This is a genomic window from Mycolicibacterium aubagnense (genome assembly GCF_010730955.1).
Lineage (GTDB): Bacteria > Actinomycetota > Actinomycetes > Mycobacteriales > Mycobacteriaceae > Mycobacterium > Mycobacterium aubagnense.
In genome coordinates, this window is the sequence record NZ_AP022577.1 from 4,918,856 (window position 1) to 4,943,525 (window position 24,670).

General features: G+C 66.5%; 15 protein-coding genes, 1 tRNA gene and 4 pseudogenes. 11 read left to right on the forward strand and 9 right to left on the reverse strand.

Annotation, left to right across the window (positions count from 1 at the left end):
* The first annotated feature begins 362 nt into the window (after positions 1-362).
* The 3 genes and pseudogenes from G6N59_RS23595 (at position 363) to G6N59_RS23605 (ending at position 11,529) form a co-directional block, all read left to right on the forward strand.
* Positions 363-9,592, forward strand: a pseudogene (locus tag G6N59_RS23595) (fatty acid synthase subunit beta domain-containing protein).
* Between the two features lie 43 nt (positions 9,593-9,635).
* Positions 9,636-10,028 (forward strand): holo-ACP synthase AcpS, encoded by a 393-nt coding sequence (gene acpS, locus G6N59_RS23600; protein WP_138229260.1) that lies wholly within the window; start codon positions 9,636-9,638, stop codon positions 10,026-10,028.
* Between the two features lie 173 nt (positions 10,029-10,201).
* A pseudogene (locus G6N59_RS23605) lies at positions 10,202-11,529 on the forward strand (M20/M25/M40 family metallo-hydrolase).
* A 236-nt stretch (positions 11,530-11,765) separates the two neighbouring features.
* On the opposite strand, the pseudogene G6N59_RS23610 reads toward G6N59_RS23605, so the two are convergent.
* The 7 genes and pseudogenes from G6N59_RS23610 to bcp all read right to left on the reverse strand — a co-directional run bounded on the left by G6N59_RS23610 (position 11,766) and on the right by bcp (position 17,228).
* A pseudogene (locus tag G6N59_RS23610) lies at positions 11,766-13,031 on the reverse strand (amidohydrolase family protein).
* Between the two features lie 15 nt (positions 13,032-13,046).
* On the reverse strand, positions 13,047-13,769 hold the full coding sequence (locus G6N59_RS23615) for a class II aldolase/adducin family protein (RefSeq protein WP_235678694.1): 723 nt from the start codon (positions 13,767-13,769) through the stop codon (positions 13,047-13,049).
* A gap of 39 nt (positions 13,770-13,808) precedes the next feature.
* The gene (locus G6N59_RS23620) at positions 13,809-15,125 is read right to left on the reverse strand and encodes a class I adenylate-forming enzyme family protein (RefSeq protein ID WP_235678695.1); all 1,317 of its coding nucleotides are present in this window, start codon (positions 15,123-15,125) and stop codon (positions 13,809-13,811) included.
* Entirely contained in the window at positions 15,050-15,430 is a 381-nt protein-coding gene (locus G6N59_RS31940) for a hypothetical protein (RefSeq protein ID WP_235678696.1), read from the reverse strand. Before G6N59_RS31940 ends, G6N59_RS23620 begins: the two co-directional genes overlap by 76 nt.
* Positions 15,431-15,471: 41 nt before the next feature.
* Positions 15,472-16,242, reverse strand: a complete 771-nt coding sequence (locus G6N59_RS23625; protein WP_138229265.1) for a FadR/GntR family transcriptional regulator — start codon at positions 16,240-16,242, stop codon at positions 15,472-15,474.
* Positions 16,243-16,347: 105 nt separating this feature from the next.
* Entirely contained in the window at positions 16,348-16,590 is a 243-nt protein-coding gene (locus G6N59_RS23630; protein ID WP_071289697.1) for a hypothetical protein, read from the reverse strand.
* Between the two features lie 164 nt (positions 16,591-16,754).
* The gene (gene bcp, locus G6N59_RS23635; protein WP_138229266.1) at positions 16,755-17,228 is read right to left on the reverse strand and encodes a thioredoxin-dependent thiol peroxidase; all 474 of its coding nucleotides are present in this window, start codon (positions 17,226-17,228) and stop codon (positions 16,755-16,757) included.
* A gap of 91 nt (positions 17,229-17,319) precedes the next feature.
* On the opposite strand from bcp, the pseudogene G6N59_RS23640 reads away from it, so the two are divergent.
* A pseudogene (locus G6N59_RS23640) lies at positions 17,320-17,542 on the forward strand (DUF3618 domain-containing protein).
* A gap of 572 nt (positions 17,543-18,114) precedes the next feature.
* Positions 18,115-18,187: transfer RNA gene (locus tag G6N59_RS23645), tRNA-Lys, on the forward strand.
* A 44-nt stretch (positions 18,188-18,231) separates the two neighbouring features.
* Here the strand turns inward: G6N59_RS23645 and G6N59_RS23650 are convergent.
* Positions 18,232-18,555, reverse strand: coding sequence for a tyrosine-type recombinase/integrase (locus G6N59_RS23650; RefSeq protein WP_163911644.1), 324 nt, complete (start codon positions 18,553-18,555; stop codon positions 18,232-18,234).
* Positions 18,507-19,286 (reverse strand): site-specific integrase, encoded by a 780-nt coding sequence (locus G6N59_RS23655; RefSeq protein WP_163911646.1) that lies wholly within the window; start codon positions 19,284-19,286, stop codon positions 18,507-18,509. The genes G6N59_RS23650 and G6N59_RS23655 overlap by 49 nt, the downstream gene beginning before the upstream one ends.
* A 626-nt stretch (positions 19,287-19,912) precedes the next feature.
* Between G6N59_RS23655 and G6N59_RS23660 the strand changes: the two genes are divergently transcribed.
* The 6 genes from G6N59_RS23660 to G6N59_RS23685 all read left to right on the forward strand — a co-directional run bounded on the left by G6N59_RS23660 (position 19,913) and on the right by G6N59_RS23685 (position 24,603).
* The gene (locus G6N59_RS23660; RefSeq protein WP_138229271.1) at positions 19,913-20,320 is read left to right on the forward strand and encodes a DUF7245 domain-containing zinc-binding protein; all 408 of its coding nucleotides are present in this window, start codon (positions 19,913-19,915) and stop codon (positions 20,318-20,320) included.
* Positions 20,321-20,637: 317 nt separating this feature from the next.
* The gene (locus G6N59_RS23665) at positions 20,638-20,883 is read left to right on the forward strand and encodes a hypothetical protein (protein ID WP_138229272.1); all 246 of its coding nucleotides are present in this window, start codon (positions 20,638-20,640) and stop codon (positions 20,881-20,883) included.
* 149 nt (positions 20,884-21,032) lie between these two features.
* Positions 21,033-21,761: a hypothetical protein gene (locus G6N59_RS23670; protein ID WP_163911649.1), complete on the forward strand. Its 729-nt coding sequence runs from the start codon at positions 21,033-21,035 to the stop codon at positions 21,759-21,761.
* Between the two features lie 65 nt (positions 21,762-21,826).
* Positions 21,827-23,155 (forward strand): AAA family ATPase, encoded by a 1,329-nt coding sequence (locus tag G6N59_RS23675; RefSeq protein WP_163911652.1) that lies wholly within the window; start codon positions 21,827-21,829, stop codon positions 23,153-23,155.
* A 197-nt stretch (positions 23,156-23,352) separates the two neighbouring features.
* Positions 23,353-23,787, forward strand: a complete 435-nt coding sequence (locus tag G6N59_RS23680; protein ID WP_163911655.1) for a hypothetical protein — start codon at positions 23,353-23,355, stop codon at positions 23,785-23,787.
* 336 nt (positions 23,788-24,123) lie between these two features.
* Positions 24,124-24,603, forward strand: a complete 480-nt coding sequence (locus tag G6N59_RS23685) for a helix-turn-helix domain-containing protein (protein ID WP_220099682.1) — start codon at positions 24,124-24,126, stop codon at positions 24,601-24,603.
* Positions 24,604-24,670 lie beyond the last annotated feature (67 nt).

A 24,670-nucleotide genomic window follows, 5' to 3' on the forward strand; every position in this document is an offset into this window, starting at 1 on the left:
CCAGCATGGTCACGATTTGATAACAATACCGCTTTGATCAGCGATGTTGTTGCTACTCGACCGTAACCAGCCGCCAACAGGACGTTTGTCCTGTTGGGTGTGGGCGGTCTCGGGAGCCGGTGTTACCCAGGCGGGTGGTTACCCATCCGTAGAACTCGTTGGTAACCATTTCCAGCCGAAAAATACCGCGAGTCTTATGACACTCTTAGTGCAGTCGGCCCGGCTCATTTGGCACCCGAAGACTTCGGTCGCCACGCGTAGCACGGGCCTGACGTGATCCGACGTCGCATCGCGTCGCCCCAGGGCCGGCTACCAAGACCATGCAGCACTGACCGGTTCGCGCGGCAAAGAGGAGAGACGTAGTGACGATCAATGAGCACCGCAATGTGACCAGTGGCAACACCGAGGCCTTGGCGGCGAGCGCTCACGCTCTCGTGGACCTGCTCAATGCCGGCGAGCCGTACGCCGTCGCGTTCGGTGGCCAGGGCGCCTCATGGTTGGAAAACCTCGAAGAGCTGGTCAGCTCGGCCGGTATCGAATCGGAGCTCAGCGAGATCGTCGGCGAAGCGGCCCTGCTGCTGGAGCCCGTCGCGCGCGAGCTCGTCGTCGTCCGGCCCATCGGCTTCGAGCCCATGCAGTGGGTGCGCGCCCTCGCCGCTGACGAGCCGCTGCCGTCGGCCAAGCAGCTGACCACCGCCGCCATCTCCGGCCCCGGCATCCTGCTGGCCCAGATGGCCGCCATCCGCGCCGTACAGCGCCAGGGCCTGGACCTGGCCGGCACCCCGCCGGTCGCGGTCGCCGGCCACTCGCAGGGCATCATCGCCGCCGAGGCGCTCAAGGCCAATGGCACCCGCGACGCCGAGCTCCTCGCGCTGCTCCAGCTCATCGGAGCCGCCGGCTCGCTCGTGTCGCGGCGTCGCGGCATGGTCGGCCGTGGCGACAAGTCGCCGATGGTCTCGGTCACCAACGTCGACCCCGAGCGAATCGCCGAGCTGCTCGAGGACTTCTCCAAGGACGTGCGCACCGTGTTGCCGCCGGTCCTGTCCATCCGCAATGGCCGCCGTAGCGTCGTCATCACCGGCACCCCGGAGCAGCTGGCCCGCTTCGAGCTGTACTGCAGCAAGATCACCGAGAAGGACGAGGCCGAGCGCAAGAACAAGCTGCGCGGCGGCGCCGTCTTCAGCCCGGTGTTCCAGGGCGTGCAGGTCGAGGTCGGCTTCCACACCCCGCGCCTGGCCGACGGCATCGAGGTCGTCGACCGCTGGGCCGCCAAGTGCGGCATCGACACCGAGCTGGCCCACGCGATGACCGAAGCCATCTTCGTCAAGCCCATCGACTGGGTCGCCGAGGTCGAGCGCATGCACGACGCCGGTGCCCGCTGGATCATCGACCTCGGGCCGAGCGACACCGTCACCCGCCTGACCTCGCCCATCATCCGCGGCCTCGGCGTGGGCATCGTGCCCGCCGCCACCCGCGCCGGCCAGCGTTCGCTGTTCACCGTCGGTGCCGCGCCGGTCGTGCAGCCCGCGTGGTCCAGCTTCGCGCCGACCGCCGTCGAGCTGCCGAACGGCGACGTCAAGCTGTCCACCAAGTTCACCCGCCTGACCGGCCGTTCGCCGATCCTGCTGGCGGGCATGACCCCGACCACCGTCGACGCCAAGATCGTCGCGGCGGCCGCCAACGCCGGCCACTGGGCCGAGCTCGCCGGTGGCGGTCAGGTCACCGAGGAGATCTTCGAGGGCCGCGTCGCCGAGCTGACCGAGCTGCTCGAGCCCGGCCGCGCCATCCAGTTCAACTCGCTGTTCCTGGACCCGTACCTGTGGAAGCTGCAGCTGGGCGGCAAGCGGATCGTGCAGAAGGCCCGTCAGTCGGGCGCCCCGATCGACGGCGTCGTCGTCACCGCCGGCATTCCCGAGCTGGAAGAAGCTGTTGCGCTGATCGAGGAACTGCACGAGATCGGCATCACCAACGTGGTGTTCAAGCCGGGCACCGTGGACCAGATCAAGTCGGTCATCAAGATCGCCGAAGAGGTCCCGGACCGGGAGATCATCGTCCACGTCGAGGGCGGCCGCGCCGGTGGCCACCACTCGTGGGAGGACCTCGACGACCTGCTCGTCAGCACCTACTCGGACCTGCGTAAGCAGGCCAACCTGACCATCTGCGTCGGCGGTGGCATCGGCACACCCGAGCGCGCCGCCGAGTACCTGTCCGGCCGCTGGGCCGAGACCTACGGCTTCCCGCTGATGCCGGTCGACGGCATCCTGGTCGGCACCGCCGCCATGGCCACCCTCGAGGCCACCACCTCGCCTCAGGTCAAGCAGCTGCTGGTCGACACCAAGGGCACCGAGCACTGGGTCGGTGCCGGTAAGGCCCAGGGCGGCATGGCTTCCGGCCGCAGCCAGCTGGGTGCGGACATCCACGAGATCGACAACACCGCGTCGCGGTGCGGCCGCCTGCTCGACGAGGTCGCCGGTGACGCCGACGCCGTCGCCGAACGCCGCGACGAGATCATCGCCGCGATGGCCAACACCGCCAAGCCGTACTTCGGTGACGTCGCGGACATGACCTACCAGCAGTGGCTGCAGCGCTACGTCGAGCTCGCGATCGGGGACGGCAGCAGCACCGCCGACACCAAGCGCGACCACTCGCCGTGGCTCGACGTCACCTGGCGCGACCGCTTCGAGGAGATGTTGCAGCGCGCCGAGGCCCGCCTGAACCCCGCCGACGCCGGCCGCATCGAGACGCTGTTCCCGGCCACCGCGGAAGGTGAAGCGCTGCTTGAGGATCCGCAGCGCGCCATCGCCGAGCTGCTGGCCCGGTACCCCGAGGCGCAGACCTTGCGCCTGCACCCGGCGGACGTCCCGTTCTTCGTCACGCTGTGCAAGACGCTGGGCAAGCCCGTCAACTTCGTCCCGGTCATCGACAAGGACGTGCGCCGCTGGTGGCGCAGCGACTCGCTGTGGCAGGCGCACGACGCCCGCTACGACGCCGACCAGGTCTGCGTCATCCCCGGCACCGCTGCCGTCGCCGGCATCACCCGGGTCGACGAGCCCGTCGGCGAGCTGCTGGACCGCTTCGAGCAGGCCGCCATCGACGAGGTGCTCGCAGCCGGTGTCAAGCCGGTTCCGGTCGTCTCCCGCCGTCAGGCCCGCGCCGACATCACCGGCCCGCTGGCCGTCGTCCTGGACTCGCCCGACGTGCTGTGGGCCGGCCGCACCGCCATCAACCCGGTGCACCGCATCGGCGCGCCGAGCGAATGGCAGGTCAACGAAAACCGTTCGGCCACACACCCTTCCACCGGCTCCCGGCTGGAGCTCGATGGTGACTCCGTGGTGCTGAACGTGCCGCTGTCCGACATCTGGATCGCGATCCGCTTCACCCTGCCGGCCGCCACCGTCAACGGCGGCATGCCCGTCGTCACCACCGAGGACGCCTCGGCCGCGATGCGCGCCGTGCTCGCCATCGCCGCGGGCGCCGACGGCGTCGACGCCCTGCCGATCGTCACTGACAACGTCGCTACCGTCACCGCCGACTGGGACCCGGAAGAGGTCGCCGACCACACCGGCGTCACCGCCACCTTCGGCGCCCCGCTGGCGCCGGGCCTGACCCTGGTGCCCGACGCTCTCGTCGGCCGCTGCTGGCCGGCGGTGTTCTCGGTCATCGGCGCCGCTGTCACCGACGACGGCATCCCGGTTGTCGAAGGCCTGCTGAGCCTGGTCCACCTGGACCACGCCGCACACCTGCTGGCCCCGATGCCCACCGAGCGGGCCGAATTGACCGTCACCGCAAAGGCTTCCGCCGCGTACGACACCGAGGTCGGCCGCGTGGTCCCGGTCTCCGTCAGCATCGCCGACGCCGACGGCACCGAACTGGCCCGCCTGGAAGAGCGATTCGCGATCCGCGGCCGCAGCGGTGCTGCCGAGCTGACCGACCCGGTCCGCGCCGGCGGTGCCATCACCGACAACGCCACCGAGACCCCGCGTCGTCGGCGTCGCGATGTCACCGTCACCGCGCCGGTCGACATGAGCGCCTTCGCCGTGGTGTCGGGCGACCACAACCCGATCCACACCGACCGTGCCGCAGCGCTGCTGGCCGGCCTGAAATCGCCCATCGTGCACGGCATGTGGCTGTCCGCCGCTGCGCAGCACGTGGTCACCGCCACCGACGGCCGCGCCACCCCGCCGGCCCGCCTGGTCGGCTGGACCTCGCGCTTCCTCGGCATGGTGCTGCCCGGCGACGAGATCGAGTTCCGCGTCGACCGCGTCGGCATCGACCGCGGCGCCGAGATCATCGAGGTCACCGCGAAGGTCGGCGGCGAACTGGTGATGGCCGCGTCCGCCCAATTGGCCGCGCCCAAAACGGTTTACGCGTTCCCGGGTCAGGGCATCCAGCACAAGGGCATGGGCATGGAGGTCCGTGCCCGCTCGAAGGCCGCCCGCAAGGTCTGGGACAAGGCCGACAAATTCACCCGCGACGTCCTGGGCTTCTCGGTGCTGCACCTGGTCCGGGACAATCCGACCAGCATCATCGCCAGCGGCGTGCACTACAACCACCCGGACGGCGTGCTGTTCCTGACGCAGTTCACCCAGGTGGCCATGGCCACCGTCGCGGCCGCCCAGGTGGCCGAGATGCGCGAGCAGGGTGCCTTCGTCGAGGGCGCCATCGCCTGCGGCCACTCCGTCGGTGAGTACACCGCGCTGGCCTGTGTGTCCGGCGTTTACGAGCTGGAGGCACTGCTCGAGGTGGTGTTCCACCGCGGCAGCAAGATGCACGACATCGTGCCGCGTGACGCCAAGGGCCGGTCCGATTACCGGCTGGCCGCCATCCGGCCGTCGCAGATCGATCTCGACGATGACGACGTCACCGACTTCGTCGCGCAGATCGCCGAAGAGACCGGCGAATTCCTGCAGATCGTGAACTTCAACCTGCGCGGTTCGCAGTACGCGATCGCCGGTACCGTCCGCGGCCTCGAGGCCCTGGAGGCCGAGATCGAGCGTCGTCGCGAAATCAGCGGTGGCAAGCGGTCGTTCATCCTCGTGCCCGGCATCGACGTGCCGTTCCACTCCGAGGTGCTGCGGGTCGGTGTCGCCGACTTCCGCCGTGCGCTGGACCGCGTCATGCCGCACGGGCAGGACCCGGAGCTGCTGGTCGGCAAGTACATCCCGAACCTGGTGCCGCGGCCGTTCACCCTGGACAAGGACTTCATCCAGGAGATCCGCGACCTGGTGCCGGCCGAGCCGCTCGACGAGATCCTCGCCGACTACGACACCTGGCGCCGGGACAACCCGTCGGAGCTGATGCGCAAGACCGTCATCGAGCTGCTGGCCTGGCAGTTCGCCAGCCCGGTGCGCTGGATCGAGACGCAGGACCTGCTGTTCATCGAGGAAGCCGCCGGCGGCCTCGGGGTCGAGCGGTTCGTCGAGGTCGGTGTCAAGACCGCGCCGACGGTTGCCGGTCTGGCCACCAACACGCTGAAGCTCCCGGAGTACTCGCACAACACCACCGAGGTGCTCAACGTCGAGCGCGACGCCGCGGTGCTGTTCGCCACCGACACCGACCCGGAGCCAGAGGACGACGCGCCCGCCGCGCCGGCCGCCGCTGCGGAGGCGCCGGCGGAAGCCGTTGCCGCAGCACCGGTTCCGCCGCCGCGCCGGCCGCCGCCACTGGTGGCCCCCGTCCGGACGACATCACCTACGACGCCGCCGACGCCACCATGGCGCTCATCGCGCTGTCGGCGAAGATGCGCATCGACCAGATCGAGCCGCTGGACTCCATCGAGTCGATCACCGATGGTGCGTCGTCGCGACGCAACCAGCTGCTCGTCGACCTGGGTTCGGAGCTGAACCTCGGCGCCATCGACGGTGCCGCGGAAGCGGACCTGGCCGGCCTGAAGGGACAGGTCACCAAGCTGGCCCGTACCTACAAGCCGTTCGGTCCCGTCCTGTCCGACGCGATCAACGACCAGCTGCGCACGGTGCTCGGCCCCTCGGGCAAGCGTCCGGCGTACATCGCCGAGCGCGTCAGCAAGGCCTGGGAACTGGGCCCCGGCTGGGCCAAGCACGTCACCGCCGAGGTGGCGCTGGGCACCCGTGAGGGCAGCAGCGTCCGCGGCGGCGACATGGGTGGCCTGCACACGGGTGCGCTGGCTGACGCGGGCGCCGTCGACAAGGTCATCGACGCGGCCGTCGCCGCGGTCGGTGCGCGCAAGGGCATCGCCGTGTCGCTGCCGTCCGCCGGCGGTGCCGGTGGCGGTGTGGTCGACTCGGCCGCACTCACCGAGTTCGCCGAGAAGGTCACCGGCCCCAACGGTGTGCTGGCCGGGGCCGCCCGGATGATCCTGAGCGAGCTGGGTCTGCAGGCGCCGGTGTCGGTGCCGGACGCGACCGACTCCGAGCTGATCGACCTCGTGACCGCCGAATTGGGTTCGGACTGGCCGCGTTTGGTGGCTCCGTCGTTCGACGGCCGCAAGGCTGTGCTGTTCGACGACCGGTGGGCCAGCGCCCGTGAGGACCTGGCGCGCATCTGGCTGCTGGAAGACGACGACGTCAACCGCGACTGGGCCAAGCTCTCCGAGAGCTTCGAAGGTGCCGGACATGTCGTGGCCACGCAGGCCAGCTGGTGGCAGGGCAAGGCGCTCGCCGCCGGCCGCACGCTCCACGCTGCGCTGTACGGCCGCGCCGCCGCCGGTGCCGAGAACCCGGACAAGGGCCGCTACGCCAATGAGGTGGCGGTCGTGACCGGTGCCTCCAAGGGCTCGATCGCGTCGTCCGTGGTGGGCCAGCTGCTCGCCGGTGGCGCCAGCGTGATTGCCACGACATCGCGTCTCGACGACGACCGGTTGGCGTTCTACCGGACGCTGTACCGCGACAACGCCCGCTTCGGTGCCCAGCTGTGGGTCGTGCCCGCGAACATGGCCTCCTACAACGACATTGACGCGCTGGTCGACTGGGTCGGCAACGAGCAGGTCGAGAACCTGGGCCCCAAGGCCATCCACCTCAAGGACGCGCAGACCCCGACGCTGCTGTTCCCGTTCGCCGCGCCGCGCGTGGCCGGGGACCTGTCGGAGGCCGGCGCCCGCGCCGAGATGGAGATGAAGGTGCTGCTGTGGGCCGTGCAGCGGCTCATCGGCGGGCTCTCGCACATCGGCTCCGAGCGTGACATCGCCTCGCGTCTGCACGTCGTGCTGCCCGGTTCCCCGAACCGCGGCATGTTCGGTGGCGACGGTGCCTACGGCGAGTCGAAGGCTGCGCTGGACGCGGTCGTCGCCCGCTGGAAGGCGGAAACCTCGTGGTCCGGGCGAGTTTCGCTGGCACACGCGCTGATCGGCTGGACCAAGGGCACTGGTCTGATGGGCCACAACGACGCCATCGTGGGTGCCGTCGAGGAAGCCGGTGTCATCACGTACACCACCGAAGAGATGGCTTCCATGCTGCTGAACCTGTGCAGCATCGACGCCAAGGTGTCGGCCGCCCGTGAGCCCATCCAGGTCGACCTGACCGGTGGCCTCGGCGACATCGAGCTCGACATGGCCGAACTGGCCGCCAAGGCCCGTGAGGAGATGGTGGCCGAGGCTGCCGTCGGTGAAGATGAGGCCGAGGACGCAGCTCGCACCATCTCGGCACTGCCGTCGCCGCCGCGGGGCTACCAGGCCGCGCCGGCTCCGGAGTGGGCCGACCTCGACATCGACCCGGCCGACATGGTCGTGCTGGTGTCCGGTGCCGAACTCGGCCCGTATGGCTCGTCGCGCACGCGCTTCGAAATGGAGGTCTCCGGCGAGCTGTCGGCCGCGGGCGTCCTGGAGCTGGCCTGGACCACCGGTCTGGTCAAGTGGGAAGACGACCCGAAGCCGGGCTGGTATGACACCAACACCGGTGAGCTGGTCGACGAGTCCGAGCTGGTCGAGCGCTACCACGAGACCGTGCTCGAGCGCGTCGGCATCCGCCAGTGGGTGGACGACGGCGCCCTCGGCTCCGATCACGCGTCGCCGCTGCTGGTTTCGGTGTTCCTCGACAAGGACTTCTCCTTCGTCGTGTCCGCCGAGGCCGACGCCCGCGCGTTCCACCAGTTCGATCCGGAGCACACCGTCATCGCGCCGGTGCCGGGCAGCAGCGACTGGCAGGTCACCCGCAAGGCCGGTACCGAGATCCGCGTGCCGCGCAAGGTTGAGCTGTCGCGGACCGTCGGCGCCCAGGTGCCGACCGGCTTCGACCCGCAGGTCTACGGCGTCACGCCGGACATGGCCAGCTCGATCGACCGCCTGGCACTGTGGAACCTGGTCACCACCGTGGACGCATTCCTGTCGGCCGGCTTCTCGCCCGAAGAGCTGATGCGCTGGGTGCACCCGAGCCTCGTCGCCTCCACGCAGGGCACCGGCATGGGCGGCATGACCTCGATGCAGACCATGTACCACGGCAACCTGCTGGGCCGGAACAAGCCGAACGACATCCTGCAGGAAGTCCTGCCGAACGTCTTCGCCGGTCACGTCGTGCAGTCGTACATCGGTAGCTACGGCGCGATGATCCACCCGGTCGGCGCGTGCGCCACCGCCGCGGTGTCGGTCGAAGAAGGTGTCGACAAGATCCGTTTGGGCAAGGCCGAATTCGTGGTCGCCGGCGGGTATGACGACCTGACGCTGGAAGCCATCATCGGCTTCGGCGACATGTCGGCCACTGCCGAGACCGCGATGATGCGGGCCCGTGGCATCAGCGACTCGAAGTTCTCGCGCGCCAACGACCGTCGTCGTCTCGGCTTCGTCGAAGGCCAGGGCGGTGGCACCGTCCTGCTGGCCCGCGGTGACCTCGCGGTCAAGATGGGTCTGCCCATCCAGGCCGTCGTCGCCTACGTGTCGTCGTTCGCTGACGGTGTGCACACCTCGATCCCGGCTCCGGGTCTGGGTGCTCTCGGTGCCGGCCGCGGTGGCCGCCAGTCGCAGCTGGTGCGCGACCTCGCCAAGCTGGGCGTCACCCCGGACGACATCGCGGTGATCTCCAAGCACGACACCTCGACGCTGGCCAACGACCCCAACGAGACCGAGCTGCACGAGCGGCTCGCCGCCTCGATGGGCCGGTCCCCGGGCAACCCGCTCTTCATCGTCAGCCAGAAGAGCCTGACCGGACACAGCAAGGGTGGCGCCGCGGCGTTCCAGATGCTGGGTCTGTGCCAGGTGCTGCGCGACGGCGTCATCCCGCCGAACCGCAGCCTGGACTGCGTCGACGACGAATTGGCCAACGCACAACACTTCGTGTGGGTGCGAGAGGCACTGAAGTTCGGCGACCGCCTGCCGATCAAGGCCGGTCTGGTGACCAGCCTCGGCTTCGGTCACGTGTCGGGCCTCATCGCTCTGGTGCACCCGCAGGCGCTGGTGGCGGCCCTCGATCCGGCAGAGCGTGAGGACTACCTGCGCCGCGCCGGTGAGCGGGTGCTGGCCGGTCAGCACCGGCTGGCGTCGGCCATCGCCGGTGGGCGTGCGCTGTACGAGAAGCCGGCCGACCGTCGCTTCAACCACGACGCGCCGGAGAAGCGTCAGGAAGCCGACATGCTGCTCGACGCCGATGCGCGCCTGGGCGAAGACGGCTGGTACGCCCGGTCGTGAGCCGTCGCGCAGTGCGCGGATTCGACAGGCTAGGTTGTTGCCCATGAGCATCCTGGGCGTGGGCATCGACCTGGTCTCGATTCCGGATTTCGCCGAGCAGGTCGACCAGCCGGGCACCGTCTTCGCGGAGACATTCACCCCAGGTGAACGCCGTGACGCCGCCGACAAGAGTTCGTCGGCGGCACGGCACCTGGCGGCCCGCTGGGCGGCCAAGGAGGCCGTGATCAAGGCGTGGTCGGGCTCGCGGTTCTCGAAGCGTCCGGTGCTGCCCGAGGGCATTCACCGCGATATCGAGGTCGTCACCGACATGTGGGGCCGGCCCAAGGTGCGGCTGTCCGGCGAGATCGCCGAGCACCTCAAGGGCGTGGCCATCCACGTGTCGCTGACCCACGAGGGCGACACCGCGGCGGCGGTCGCGATCCTCGAGCAGGACTAGGCCCCTTTTTCCTCCTTTTCCTTCTGCCGCGAGCGTGCGTGTTTGTCCCCGACACGCCGTATTGCGCGGTCATTTTGCGCGCGCTGGCCGGCCGCGAATGTGCGCAGAATGTACGCCCAGCGCGGCGTGTTGCTCGCAGACGCGCACGCTCGCGAGCTATTAGCCTTGGGCGCATGAGTGATCTCGTCGCCGCTGTCCGTGAGGTGCTGCCGTCGGTGCGTGCCGACCTGGAGGACCTGGTCCGCATCCAGTCGGTGTGGGCCGACCCGGCGCGGCACAACGAGGTCCACCGCAGCGCCGCGCTGACCGCAAAGCTGTTGTCCGAGGCAGGTTTCGGTGAGGTCCACATCGTCCAGGAGGGCGGCGCCCCGGCCGTGATCGCCCGTCATCCCGCTCCCGAGGGCGCCCCGACGGTGCTGCTGTACGCGCACCATGACGTGCAGCCTGAGGGCGATGTCGCGCAGTGGGAATCGGCTCCCTTCGAACCGACCGAGCGGGACGGCCGGCTCTATGGCCGCGGCAGCGCCGACGACAAGGCCGGTATCGCCGTGCACTTGGCGGCCATGCGGGCGCACGGCGGCAATCCGCCCGTCGGCGTGACGGTTTTCGTTGAGGGCGAAGAAGAATCGGGCTCGCCGTCCCTGGGCGCGCTCTTGAGCGCGCACAAGGATCTGCTGGCCGCCGACGTCATCGTGATCGCCGACTCGGACAACTGGAGCACCGAGATTCCGGCGCTGACGGTGTCGTTGCGGGGCCTGGCCGACTGCGTCGTCGAGGTGGCGACGCTGGACCACGGCCTGCACTCCGGGCTGTGGGGTGGCGTGGTGCCCGATGCGCTGAGTGCTCTCGTGCGGCTGTTGGCGACGTTGCACGATAACGACGGCAACGTCGCGGTCGAGGGCTCTACGAGGGCACCGCGGCCGACGTCGACCGGGGTCCGGAGTGGGTGGCGACCGAGACCGGCATGCTCGACGGCGTGCAGCAGATCGGTTCCGGCTCTGTGGTGCAACGACTTTGGGCCAAGCCGGCGATCACTGTCATCGGCATCGACACCACGTCGATCGCCAAGGCGTCGAACACGCTGATTCCGCGGGCGAGGGCCAAGGTCAGTATGCGGGTCGCGCCGGGCGGGAACGCGCTGGCACACCTGGCCGCCTTGACCCGGCATCTGGAGAGCCACGCTCCGTGGGGCGCGCGCGTCACCGTCACGCCCGGTGACGTTGGCCAGCCGTACGCCATCGACGCCAGCGGCCCGGTGTACGACGCGGCCCGGTCGGCGTTCACACAAGCGTGGGGGACCGCGCCGGTGGACATGGGAATGGGTGGGTCGATCCCGTTCATCGCCGAGTTCGCCGAGACATTCCCCGACGCAACGATTCTGGTGACCGGCGTCGAGGACCCCGGCACGCAGGCGCACAGCGTCAACGAGAGCTTGCACCTCGGCGTGCTGGAGAAGGCCGCAATCTCTGAGGCGCTGCTCTTGGACGCGCTTGCGCGCTAGGACGTTATTGCAGTGCAGGTGTGGCAGCCGTCGTCGCACCTGCGTCGCCTGCCGACCCGAATGTGCGCGGGGACCATGGATCCGCCGAGATCCGCTGGCTGTGTGCACATCCGATGCGAGTCTCGCTGTGCCATGTTCGATCTGGACTCGTCATCATCGGATGACAATGTCACGATTTGCGACAGGTCTGGCTCGAAGATGTCGAGGTGAGGGGCTGCGCGACGCTGATCAGTCGGTCAGAAGGACTCGGGATCGCGCTGAACCGACTCCGGAACCGGGTGCTGGTAGAGCCGAGAAGCGTTCTCCCAGGTGATCTTTCGGATCACGTCGGCGGGCAGACTGCCGATCTCGTCGTGGATGGTCGCCTGGGTGTGCGGCCAGGTCGAATCGCAGTGCGGGTAGTCGGCCTCGAGCATGATGTTGTCGACACCGATGCGGTCACGCTGCACGAACGACGACTGGTCCTCCACGGCGCAGAACCAGAAGTTGCGGGTGAAAACCTCGGCCGGAGTGAGCTTCTCGCCCAGCCGGTCCCAGGTGCCGTACATCGAGTGATAGCTGAGCATGTGGTCCAGCCGGTCCAGCAGTCCGGCGACCCAGCCGATACCGCCCTCGGATAGACAGATCTTGAGGTCTGGAAACCGGCTGGGCAGACCGGAATACAGCCAATCCACCGCCGCTGAGATCGCGTAGGCGAAGAACAGCACGCCCTGCACGTCCGGCGGCGCATCAGGGTGGTGGACGGGGAGGAGCCCGACGACCCGATGTGCAGGTTGACGACCGTGCCGGTCTCGGCGCACGCCGCCATCATCGGATCCCAGTACCCCGAGTGGATGGTCGGCAGTCCCAGCATCGCCGGGTTCTCGCTGAAAGTCATGGCGTGGAAACCACGTTCGGCGTTCTCGTAGATCATCTTGGCGCCCACTTCGGGGTCCAGCAGCCACGGCAGCTGGCGGGGATGATTCGGTCCGGGTACGAGCCGGCCCAGACGTCGAAGTGCCAGTCGTTCCAGGCCCGCACCGAGGCCATCGCCAGGTCGCGGTCGGTGGTGACCTGCTGCAGTCGCTGGCCGGCGAACCCGGGCAGGAACGACGGGAAGTTCAGCGAGGCGTACACCCGTTGAGGTCCATGTCCCGGACGCGTTCATGGATATCCCAAGCACCCCGGCGCATCTCGTCGAACCGGACCGGTTCGAAGCCGTATTCGGACACCGGCCGGCCGACCACCGCGTTGAACCCGACGTTGGGCAGTTCTTTGCCGTCGTAGACCCAAGTCTGGCCGCCGTTGTCGGTGTCGACCACGCGTGGCGCCCGGTCGGCGAACTTGCTCGGCAGTCGTCCGGTGAAGGTGTCAGGAGGTTCGACGATGTGGTCGTCCACCGAGATCACGGTGTACCGGCGCGGGGCGCGCGGCGGGTCGGGCAGCAGCGTGACGGTGCGGTCCGCACCCGTCTTGGCGACGGTGAAGTCGAGGTTCGCGGCCAGCTCGTCGATGGATTCCATGTCGTAACAACGCCTTTACTGCAGAACGGACGGATCGGATTTGATGGTCATGCGGGCCGCGCCGGCCCAGTACACGTCGGCCGCGCGCTCGATCAGGGAGGCCTTCATACCGACCATGTCGGACCATTTCATCTCGGCCGGCTTCAGGTTGGTCAGCAACACGTCGTAGGCCAGCTTGCAGACCCGCTCGATGGAGGCGGCCCGGTACACCGCCTCGGCCAGGTTGCGGCCGGTGGCGATGACCCCGTGGTTGGCCAGGATGGTCAGGTTCGCGGTTCCGATTCGGGCGGCCAATTCTGCTGCACGCGAGCGACTGTCGACCTCACCGTCATACTCGTCGACCAGGCAGAGGTCGTCGAGGAACAGCGATCCGGTCTGGTGTACCAGCTCGGGTAGCCGGCCCAACGCGGCGAGCACGCAGACGTAGTACGGGTGGTTGTGGATCACCACGCGCGCATCCGGGCGGACGCGGTGCAGCTCGGTGTGGATGTGGATGGCCGGGGTGACGTCCCAGCGGCCCCGCTGCACGCGAGCGTTCTCGTCGACCACACAGATGTCGGAGGCCGTGACCTCCTGCCACCACAGGCCCCATGGGTTGACGTACATCTCGGCCCGGCCGTCGGGCTGCCAGGTGATGTGCCCGGCCAGGTTCTCCGCGAACCCGATGCTCGCAAGGTGGCGGAAGGCGACGGCCATGGCCTGTTCGTCGGTGAGGTCGACGCCGATCGGTGGCGTCACCGAGGGTGCCCAGACCTCCAGTCCGCCGCGGCGCGGTTTTCAGCTGCGGTCATGTCCGTCTCCCATCCGGGCTCGAATGTCTTCGCGCAGTCGGCCTTTGGCGACCTTGCCACCCGAGGAACGGGGCAACTCATCGACGACGATCAACCGTTCGGGCAGCAGTTCTTTCGACACGTCCAACGCCAGAAGGTGCGTGCACAGCTCGCCGAGCTCCAGCGCCGCCGCGTCGATCAATTCGACGTAGACGCAGACCTTTTCACCGAATACCGGATCAGGCATGGCCACCGCGGCGGCAAGGCCGACCGCCGGATGCATCATGACGACGTCCTCGACCTGCGCAGCGCTGATGTTCTTGCCGCCGCGCACGATGAAGTCGGACGTGCGGCCCGTCACACTCAGATAGCCGTCGGCGTCGATCTCGCAGATGTCGCCCATCCGCATCCAGCCGTCGGCGGTGAACAGCTTGTCGTGGTCGGTGCCACCCAGGTAGCCGAGACTCGTTGCCGGGCCGCGGCAGGCGGGCTGTCCCCGGCCGGTGTCGGTGACGTCGGTGTCGCCGTCGAACAGGCGCACTTGCATGTCGGCGACGATCCGACCTCCGGTGCGCAGCCGGTGCTCCAGGGAATCGTGCACCGTGGTGCCGCTGAGCAGGCCGGTCTCGTTGGAACCGTAGAACTGTAGAATCGTTGCGCCGGTGAGCTTTTCGAAATCGTGCGCGGGCCGGTAGGGCAGGGCTTCGCCACCGGTGAACACCACCCGTAGTGAGCTCAGGTCGTACTCGCGGGCGACCGGGTCCGCCATGATCATGGTCAGTTGAGTACTGACACAACACAACACGGTGACCTTGTGCCGCTCGATGGCCGCGCACGCCGCCGCCACGGTGAAGCGGTCCAACAGCACGGCGGTGGAGCCCAACAGGATCGGGGTGATGTGGGTGGTCCACAGCCCGAAACCGAACGGGGTCGGGATGACGGGAAGGAACACGTCGTCAGAAGCGAGCAGTCCGTTGGCGACGGCCTGCTGGTGGAAGTAATACCAACGGTTCTGCGTATGCACGACGCATTTGGGCAGCCCGGTGGTCCCCGACGTCGAGTTGATGAGGAAGACGTCGTCGGGACCGAGCCGCGCATCGGGGCTCAGGTCGGCGGCGTCGGTACCCAGGGAGAGGTCGTCCAGCGTCAGGACCGGGCAGCCGATGGCAGTGGCCACGGTCTGGGCCTGATCCTGGCGCGGGGGATCGGTGAGCAGCAGCTGTGGTTGCGCGCCCTGCAGAATCGCCGTCACCTCGCGGATTCCCGCACGTGCGCCGACGCCGACCACCACCGCGCCGCACCGCTCGATCGCGACGAACAGCACGTGGATTGCCGTGGTGTCGCCGTGCCACACCGCGATCCGGTACCCGGGCGAACGTCCATGACCGCCAGCTCGCCGGCCAAAGCGGTTGCGGCGGAATCGAATTCACGCCAGGTCAGCGACCGGTTCGGATGGTCCACATATGCGGTGCGGTCGGGGGTGTGAATCGCGTTGGCGCGGACGGCATCCGAGATCGTGGCGGCGGTCCACCAGCCGTTGGCGTAGAAGCGCGCCACGTCCTCGGCGGTGAATGCGGGCGATCTCGTGACTCCCGCGGTTTCCATGGTCGTCGCCTTTGCCGGCCACATTTTCAAATCATATGAAAATAAGGGTGTGCGTTGTCAAGGATTCACGAAGATCGGGTGCGCGTGCGCACCATGGCGGGGTCGACCACCCCGGCCGACCCCGGGTAGTGCTGGGCGCCGAGGAGGTGCGTGGCAGCCAATTCACGTGCCCGTTCAGCCTCACCGGCCTCGATGGCGTCGATCAGCGTGCGGTGCTCATCCAGCGCAGCCCGGCGCTCGTCGACGGGGATGCTGCCGTGGTCGGTGAACTGCCGCGACCAGCTCAGCTCGTGCGACGACCAGAGCGCCTCTAGTGCCCCGGCGAGGATGATCATCGTTTCGTTGCCGCAGTGCTGCACCAGCGCCTCGTGGAACCGCCGACTGGCGGAAGTCGCCAGAACGAGATCTTCGACAGATGCCACCGACTCGGCGTGAAGCTGCCGAAGTATCGGCACCACGGCGGTCTTGCGGTCAGTGCGCCCGGCGCACAGTGCCGCGCAGGCCGGTTCCACCTGCTGCAGGGCGGCGCCGACGTCGCCCAGGCTCACCTGGTTCGCGCCGAGCACCAAGCCCATCGTGTACGCCACATTGCTCGCACTGGGACGGTGGACCACCGATCCGCCAAGCTTGCCGCGCCGGACGCTGAGCAGTCCTTCGGCATCCAGGATGCGGATGGCCTCGCGCAGCGACGGCTTGCTGATCGGAAACTGGACCAGCAGCTCGTCTTCTGTGGGTAGCACGCTGCCGTCGGCGAGATCGCCGCTGAGGATGCGCCGGCGCAACTCGTCGGCCACCTGTTCGGCGAGGCGGCGAAAACGGACGTCAGGCGCGGCCACGGGTCGAGTGTGCCAGAGCGGGGCGCCACGGTGACCGAAGTCGGCACCCGACCGGTCCGGTGTGGCCCGGGGGTACGAAACGTCGTACCCCCAGGCGCCGGCGTTCTACTCGTCGTCGTCCTCGTCCTCGTCGTCTTCGTCCTCATCGAAGTCCAGATCGAGCGGGTCTTCACTGTGGGGGTCCACGGAGTACTGCTGCCAGTAGGACGGGCTGAAGTAGATGGTGTCTGAATGGTCGGCGTCGTCGCCGATCTGGACCCAAAGAATCTGGTCCTTCTCGCCATAGCTCAGCGCCTGGGGGTAGCGAATGCTGCTGTCGACAGTGCGGATGTGGATGTTGTGCGTCACGCCAAAAGTCTTGCACCTGAACGTATCTGCGGCTGTTTGCGGAACACTGATAAACACAACGATTGGCCGAATGGCCACGCAGCTGTCACGCGTGGTTGGGCCGGTCGCCACACCGTTCCTGGCTCAGGGCTCGCCGAGCCAGGAACCGGCGACGACGCGGGTGGTCAGACGGACAGGTCCCGGCGCAGCTTCGCCACGTGGCCCGTCGCCTTGACGTTGTACTGCGCGACCTCGACGTTGCCCTTCTCGTCGATGAGGAACGTCGACCGGATGACGCCCTGCACGGTCTTGCCGTACATCGTCTTCTCGCCGAACGCGCCGTAGGCGCTCAGCACCTTGCGCTCGGGGTCGGACAGCAGCAGGAAGGTCAATCCTTCGTTGTCGCGGAACTTGGCGAGCTTCTCCGGCTTGTCGGGGGAGATGCCGATGACATCGAGTCCGGCCTCGTTGAGTTCGGCCAGGCTGTCGCGGAAATCGCAGGCCTGCTTGGTGCAGCCCGGTGTCGAGGCCGCGGGATAGAAGTAGACGATGACCTTGCGGCCCTTGTAGTCCGACAGCTTCACCGTGTTTCCGTCGGCGTCGGGCAGGCTGAATGCGGGGGCTTTGGCGCCCACTTCGAGTCGCGGTGTCGGTGCCACCGGGGTGTCCCTTCTGTCGGCCAAGCGTTGCTGTTACGGCAAGCTGCTCTAGGGTAGAGCGCCAAGGAGCAACGCGAGCTGGAGGGCTGAAGTGGCTGACCGGAATCCTGACGAGATCAAGCAGGAAATCGATCGTGCACGCGATCAGTTGGCGTTGACGGTTGACGCCCTCGCGGAGCGGGCAAATCCCCAGCGGCTGGCGGACGACGTAAAGGCCAAGGCCATTGCGATCGTCTCCGCCGGCGGTGATCGCGTCGTTCGCCGGGCTCGGCGTTGTCGTACTGGTGGTGGTTATCCGCAAGATCCGCGGATAACCCGACCTTTGTAGTTCCCTCGACGCGGCGTCAGCCAGCCTGGCAGCCAGCTGCGGGGAGGATTCGCGACCCGGCCCAGCCGGGTGCAGTTATGGACGATGACCAGGGTGTCGTCGGCTGCTGTCACAACGTCGGTGCTGGGCGCTGCGTAGGCGGCACTGGCGATGGGTGTCATCAGCTAACTCCCTCCAGGCGTCGTCACTTATATTTCTACACCATCGTGCACGCTTTCAGCTAACGCTATTTTTGCGTGGCGCATCACAAAATGGCAGGTCCATCAGATTTTTCGCGATACTTGGACGTGGGCCGCTATTGACGGCGCTGACGGTATGTCGGGACGCGGCGCGGCAATGCTGGCAACGGTGGCGCGACGGACTGGTCGAATCCCGCACCGATTTCCGGCTGGTGGACCCGACGGGCCTCTCGGGGTGTGACGTTGGCTACAGCGCGGTACGGTTGCGTGGTGGTCGCGGGTCTCGACCCAGTGCTCTTACCCGCAGTGACGACGTTGAAAACGGCGCTGACCATACGATTTCACCCTGCAGCCATCGGGCTGTTAATGTCTCTCTCGCGCGCCGTTAGCTCAGTTGGTAGAGCAGCTGACTCTTAATCAGCGGGTCCGGGGTTCGAAACCCTGACGGCGCACTTCAGACAGGGTGCCCCCTCCTTCGGGAGGGGGCATTCATCGTTTATTCATCGTTTATTGCGCGGTCCATGAGGTCTGCGACAGTCCTGTGCACCCTGCCTCGTGCCATGTAGCGATCCTGTGTCATCGACACTTTCGCGTGGCCCAGATGGTCCGCGCCGACTCGCGCGGATAGCCCTTCCTCGTCGATGAGGGTCGCGAGCGTCTTGCGGAAACTGTGGGTGGTAACTCCCGGCACGCAGAGATTCTCGCGGACCTCTCGCCACTGCCGGTTGAAGTTCTTGGTGTCGCGCCATGTTCCGGCCGACGACGAGAAGATCATCTCCTGCTCTCCGAGCCAGCCCAGCTTCCGGCGTGCGGCGAGCATGTCTCGGGCGAATTTGGTAGGGCTATCTCCCGCGTACCCGCTTCGGACTTGGTGACATCCACGCGGCGCAGGCCCTTGCCTTTCTCTCGCAGAACTTTGCCGGTGATCGCTATGGTGCCGGTCGCCACGTCGTAGTCGGTCCAGCGCAGGGCTAACAGCTCGGATTCGCGCAGGCCGGTGGCGATGAACATGATGATGGGATCGGTCAGGTCCTTCTTGCGGCATGCAGGCGACTCCAGCAGCTTCACCCACAGAGCGTGAAGCTGATCGCGGTCGAGGGCGTTGGCTCCCTTGGGTTTCGCGGGGATAGCGATAGGGCGGACGTCACGCACGGGATTGGTCGACAGCACTGTGGCCATCACGGCCAGATCGAGTCCGCCCTTGAGGATCGTCCTGGCCTGCTTAGCTTTCGCGGCCCCGCTGCCATCTCGGAACTTCCGCAGCGCGGCGTCCAGTCGTGCCGGGGTTGCTTCGGCGACCATCACCCCGCCCATCACCTTCTTCAGGCCGCCCAGCGCTGACCTGTACGTCTCGATGGTGTTTGGAGACTTCCCGTCGGCCTCCAGGCGATTGATGTGCTCCTCGCATAGGACTACGACTTTGGTTGCGGGCGTAATCTCGCCGCCGACTCCGGGTGCACGGCGCGCGGCCAGGTACTCGGCAAGGGCCTCCTCGGCGAGCCGACCGTGTCGGTCTCCTGTCGGCCCGTACCGCTGGACGATGCGCGTCATGCCGTCGGCGTCGCGGTATCGGCATTTCGCCATCCAGCGGCCATCTGGGAGGGCTGAGCGGGTGATCCGCCCGTGCGTGCCGATCCGTAGCGGCGGCCTACCTGCCATCAATTTCACCTCGCTCCGCCGCTCGGATCTGCGGCGTCTCATTGTCGCGCTAGGCACTGACGTTCGTGGAGCCCCTACAGCCGTTCTAACTGCTGTAGCAAAACTATAGATCCACTAGGCCGTTGCTATACAGAAACTATACGTGCAGGTCAGAGGTTTATTTCGGAGGGTGTTCCTGTATGGTGAAGTCTATCGGCAAACGTTGGAGGTTGCTCATATGTCAGAGTTTGAACCTGGGAATGTATGGCTATCGCGGGAGGACGTTGCTCGCCGTCAAGGAATCCCAGTCGCGACGCTTGCCCAGTGGGCATGTCAGGAAAAGGTCCCCGGTATGCCCGCTTCGGCAGGTATGCCCGGTACCGGTTGGCTGACGTAATCGCTTGGGAAAACGAACAATTCGGAGACCGGGGCCACGGCCATGATGCCGCCTAAATAGCTCACCGCCAGAACTCACGGGACTGCCGACCGGCATTTCCGGCGATCAACTGCACCCAAATTCGGAAAAGGCTGGAAACTACATGAGCAAGAAGTTGCCTGCGTTCTGCAGGGGCTGTGACACCGTTGTCGATTTCGTCGCGTACCGCTGCCCGCGAGGGGTCGGCTACTGCGTCAAGTGCATGGTCGACGCCCCGGTCGCGTCGGTTGCCCACGCCTTGGGCTTACCGTCGTCGACCGAGCTGCTGTACCGGCCCGGTGATCGGGTCCATGCCGCCATCGCCGGTATCTGTGTCGACGGCATCGGCACTGTGGTTGACCTGAGGTTCCATTTGGACGGTGTCGGTGGTGACCGCGTCATCTACCGAGTCGCGCTCGATGAGCCGACCGACGACCCTCTGACTGATGGCTGGTATAGCCCTCGCGACTTGTGGCCCGCCGTGGACGATCTGGACGCCGAGTTTGCCGCATTGACGTCAGGCACACCATGACCACGACGACGCCCACTGTGCTGCACACCCGACGCGCTCGGCATGGTCACCAGGCCGTGCAGATCGCCTGCGAGGTATGCGGGTGTTTCCGCTGGATGGTCATCTCACTGGCCAGCTCTGGCGACACCGACCTGCCCTGTCACAGTCGCCGCGAGCTGACATGCGGATGAAGTGCAATACCGGTCGCGGTGACGTTTTCGGGATTTTCACCGAGCGCACCCGGTCAACGACGCTCGTCTGAAGTCCATGAATTGGTAGGGCCACAGCTCCCGCCCGGTCCATGGACCATCTACTTAGCCGCCTGGGAGGCGCGCACCATGCTCGACAGAGACTGGATTGCTGACATCGAATTTCGGCGCGATTACGCCGGGGGCATCGCCCCTTGTACTGCTCGCCGCCATCGTCGCGACGACCCTGACTGGCCCGAGAGTCGGATCATTCTGGGGCGGCTCTACTACCGGCGGAAGGCCGTCGAGGCCTGGCTAGAACGCCTCAAGTCCTCGCCGGACTCCCGTGGGTGCGCCACTTCTGATACCTACATCACTGGCAAGGAAGCCGAATGAGTGGGACAGGCCGCCCCGACGCAGTGAACGTCGAGACGGCCCGCCAGGAAGCCCTTGCCACAGGTACTACCAATCATTCTTCGTCGGCTGTCGGCGACTTGAACAACTTGTGTCCATCGACTGCGCAGCAGCACTTGTCCGTCGATGAGGTGCTCGACGCGCTGAATCGGGGCGACGATGAGTTCACAGCGGTGTGCCACAGGCCGGTAGATGGTCAGTTCACCACCAGCGTGGTCGCGTCGGTCGACGCCAGCAGAGCAGTAGGCAAGCTGGCCCTAGAGGCCGATGTCTGGTTCTCGGTGAACCCAACGCGCGGACCGGCTCGGGATGGCCAGGGCCGCGGCATTGAACGTGACGTCGCGCGCTGGGCGGCGCTCTGGGCTGACCTGGACGTCAAGCCCGCAGGGTTTCGAGACCTCGATGAGTGTGCTGCATTCGTCGACACCATGTCTGCCCTGATCGGAAGCCGTCCTTCAGCGGTGATTCACAGCGGGCACGGCCTGCAGCCCCTGTGGACCATTGAGGGCGGCGAACTGGACGACGCTGCCAAACGGGCACGGGCATACCGGGAGGTGCGCAGGTTCGGTCGCTGGGTGAAGGCGATGGCCAATCGGGAGCATGGGGCCAACGTCGACGGGGTTTTCAACCTTGATCGCATCCTGCGAGCACCCAACACGACCAACTGGAAAGACTTGACGGCACCGGTACGTGCGTACGCCGTCCGCGGCGACGGCGGCCCGCTCACGGTCGACGGTATCGAGGAGTTCCTCGACGAGTGGGCTGGACCTCAAATCGCTTCCGATCTCCCCGCGGCCGGGACCATCGTCTGCGCCCCCCGAGGGCTGGAAGTTCGGCGAAGCGACCCTGCCACTACGTAGTCGAGATGGTCGTCCCTTGGATCGAAGAGTCCGATCGTCCGCGAGCTGGGCGGCATCAGTGGGCTATGAGTTGCGCCGTTCGTCTAGCCGCCGCATACCGCCTCGGATGCATCGCCGAGGACGATCTCAAAGCCTCGCTGGAGCACCTGGAGAAGGCGCTGGAGCACTGGTGCTTGCAAGCGGGTGTTCCTCGGGAACTGCACCACGACGAGGTCGGCAGCGCCTTCCGCTGGGCTGTCACGAAGGTGGCCAGCTTTACCGACGAGCAGACCCGCGGGGAACTGCGGGATCACAGCCATACTGCCGACATCACCAGTGATTGTGCAGGCGATCTCGAACAGGCTGTGGCAAGTGAGATTCACCGCTTGCGGGTACGGGAGGAGGCGCATAAGCGATTTACCGCCGAGAAGGCAGGCCCAGCTTCCAGCTTCGATGCAGGCCTGCTCGATGAGATTCTTGCCCGGCCAATGCAGGAGCAATTCGTCATTGAGGGATTGCTGCCGAGCGCCGGGTCGATGCTGGTGGTGGCTCAGCGCAAGGCAGGCAAGACAACTCTCATGCTGAATATGGCTCGCAGCCTGCTGACCGGGGAACCATTCCTCGGCACATTCTGGGCGTGCAAAGTGTCTGGCCGGGTAGCGATTCTCAACTACGAGGTTTCTGGTGGCCAATTGAGCAGGTGGGCTGCTGAGGTCGGGATTCCCGGCGACAGACTGCTGGTGGTCAACTTGCGTGGGCAGCGGAATCCGCTCACGCACAGTGCAGATCGTGCCGCTCTCGCAGAGCTGCTGCGCCAGCATGGTGCCGAAGTCGTCATCGTCGACCCGTTCAGTGGGGCATACACGGGCAGTAGTCAGAACGACTCCGGGGAGGTGGGGGCATGGCTCATGGACCTAGACCGATTTGCCCGCAACGAGGCCGGTGCTCGAGAGCTGATTCTTACCGCCCACGCGGGGTGGGGGAATCAAGGCCGGGTTCGGGGATCATCGGCGCTGGAGGACTGGGCCGACTCCATCGTGACCCTGACGCTGGACACTGACAACAAGTCCAGATACCTGCGTGCAATCGGTCGGGACGTAGCTGTTGATGAAGACCGCCTCAGCTACGACGAAGACACCCGACTCCTGTCGTTCACGGGCAGCGGAAGTCGAAAACAAGCCCAGGGCCGGGATAAGGCCGAGGCTCTCATGGCGTCTGTCTGTGAATTTGTCAGGGCCAACCCTGGCGCTGCTGTGAGCAACATCCAGACCCATCTGCAAGCCCTTCGCAGGGCCGATCAGATACCCATCGCATTCCAGACTCAGGACGTCAGGAACGCCATCACGAAGGCTGAAGAAATGGGTCAGCTGTGCCGTGATACGGGAGGTCCAGGAAGCCGACCAAGCACTATGTGATCGACCCCGTCCAACCCCAATACCTGCCGACCCCAGCTGGACGGGGTTCATGATGGAGAAACTGCAGGTGATAACCCCGTCCAAGCCCGTCCAAACCCAGTCCTGGACGGAGCTTGCACACCCAGTCCAGTCCTATATAGGACTGGGTGCAGTTGGACGGGGTTTACCCCTTCCCGTAGGCAGCCATATTTTCCACCATGCCGCCTGCCGCCCAGCCTTGCCGATATCGCGGCCAGCTCGGCTGGGAACCATCGTTCCTCTCCAAACATTGCTTTCAGGAGCAGCCGATGAACAGTGACAGCCTGCCTTTGACCGCCAACGTCAACGACCAGGCCGAGGAATTGACCCGCGCGTTCTGCGAGTTCCAATCTCAGCCCGCTGACCACTGGAGGCGTGCGAGCTTCCGCAAGACCTTCAGAATCATGCTGGAGCACGACCGCTACGAGTTCGGAGACATCATGACTGTCATCGCCCACCTGCGGTCGCTGGAGTCCTACATTGATGACAGCCGCTACCAGTTTGCATTTGACCTGCGCCGCGAGTATCGCCGCTTGCACGAACAAGTGGTTGACCTGCTCAACGCCCGAGGCGCAGCCCGCCCCGCCACCGGTGCCACCACCGAGCGAGTCTGAGCGGATGACCGACGCCGAGCTTGCTGCCCTGCCGGACAGATACGCGCGCATCCGTGATCGGCAACTGGAGATTCGTGCGGCCGGGCGGCGCGCGCACTCGTTGGCTGGCTGAAGCCCGCGCTCCCACGGGCACTCCCGGCAGGGGCTGCCTCTTGCCGTGCAAGGGCTGCAATCACGCCTGCGCCCGCAGGGTGCAGGACTGGGCCGGTGAGGGAGGGCTTTGCCCGACCGAACGCACGGCTTGCCCACGCCAAGCCAGGATTCTCTGTCGGAGTCCTCAGGTAGGAATTGGCAATGCACCACCAGCGCTTCCTCGAGGTCGAGCGGAAAGCACGCATGGATCTGATCGACGTTCCCAATGAAGTCCTCCGTCTCCTCGCTGAGAGCGATCTTGAGACTGTTCGATTGCTCGGCGGAGCGCTGGATCTGATCCACGCACGTTCGATACTCGGCGGGATTCCCATTGACGTCGGTCTCGCGGAGTCTGTGTTGTCTGACCTGTCCGCCAACGGGAGGCAGATGGCGGTCACTCCGCCCACCATCGCCGCCGTCGTAGGCGACTATTTCGCCACCACAGTGGAGGTTCTGCGCAGTCCGATCAAGACGCGGGACACCGCCCTCGTTCGCCAAATCGCCATATACCTATGCCTCATCTTCACCGACGCGTCGCTGGTCGATCTCGGGCAGGAGTTCGATCGAGACCACACCGTCGTCATGTACGCCGGACGCAAGATTCGAGTGGAGATGTGCAGGAGCCGTGAGTTGCTCGGCCATATCCGACAATTGACTGTGCGAATTCGGACCGGCAGCGTGTAATCACACCTGTGCTGAGCTGACCCGCCGCAGCCATCGATGAGCTGGTATCGCCCTTGCTTGTCGGACC

Coding starts and splice junctions, on each gene's coding strand:
- G6N59_RS23665 (WP_138229272.1), top strand. CDS start 20,638: ATGCTCGACAGAGACTGGATTGCTGACATCGAATTTCGGCGCGATTAC.
- G6N59_RS23660 (WP_138229271.1), top strand. CDS start 19,913: ATGAGCAAGAAGTTGCCTGCGTTCTGCAGGGGCTGTGACACCGTTGTC.
- G6N59_RS23650 (WP_163911644.1), bottom strand. CDS start 18,555: ATGCTCGCCGCACGCCGGAAGCTGGGCTGGCTCGGAGAGCAGGAGATG.
- G6N59_RS23685 (WP_220099682.1), top strand. CDS start 24,124: ATGGATCTGATCGACGTTCCCAATGAAGTCCTCCGTCTCCTCGCTGAG.
- G6N59_RS31940 (WP_235678696.1), bottom strand. CDS start 15,430: ATGTGGCCGGCAAAGGCGACGACCATGGAAACCGCGGGAGTCACGAGA.
- G6N59_RS23655 (WP_163911646.1), bottom strand. CDS start 19,286: ATGACGCGCATCGTCCAGCGGTACGGGCCGACAGGAGACCGACACGGT.
- G6N59_RS23680 (WP_163911655.1), top strand. CDS start 23,353: ATGCCGCCTGCCGCCCAGCCTTGCCGATATCGCGGCCAGCTCGGCTGG.
- acpS (WP_138229260.1), top strand. CDS start 9,636: ATGAGCATCCTGGGCGTGGGCATCGACCTGGTCTCGATTCCGGATTTC.
- G6N59_RS23675 (WP_163911652.1), top strand. CDS start 21,827: ATGAGTTGCGCCGTTCGTCTAGCCGCCGCATACCGCCTCGGATGCATC.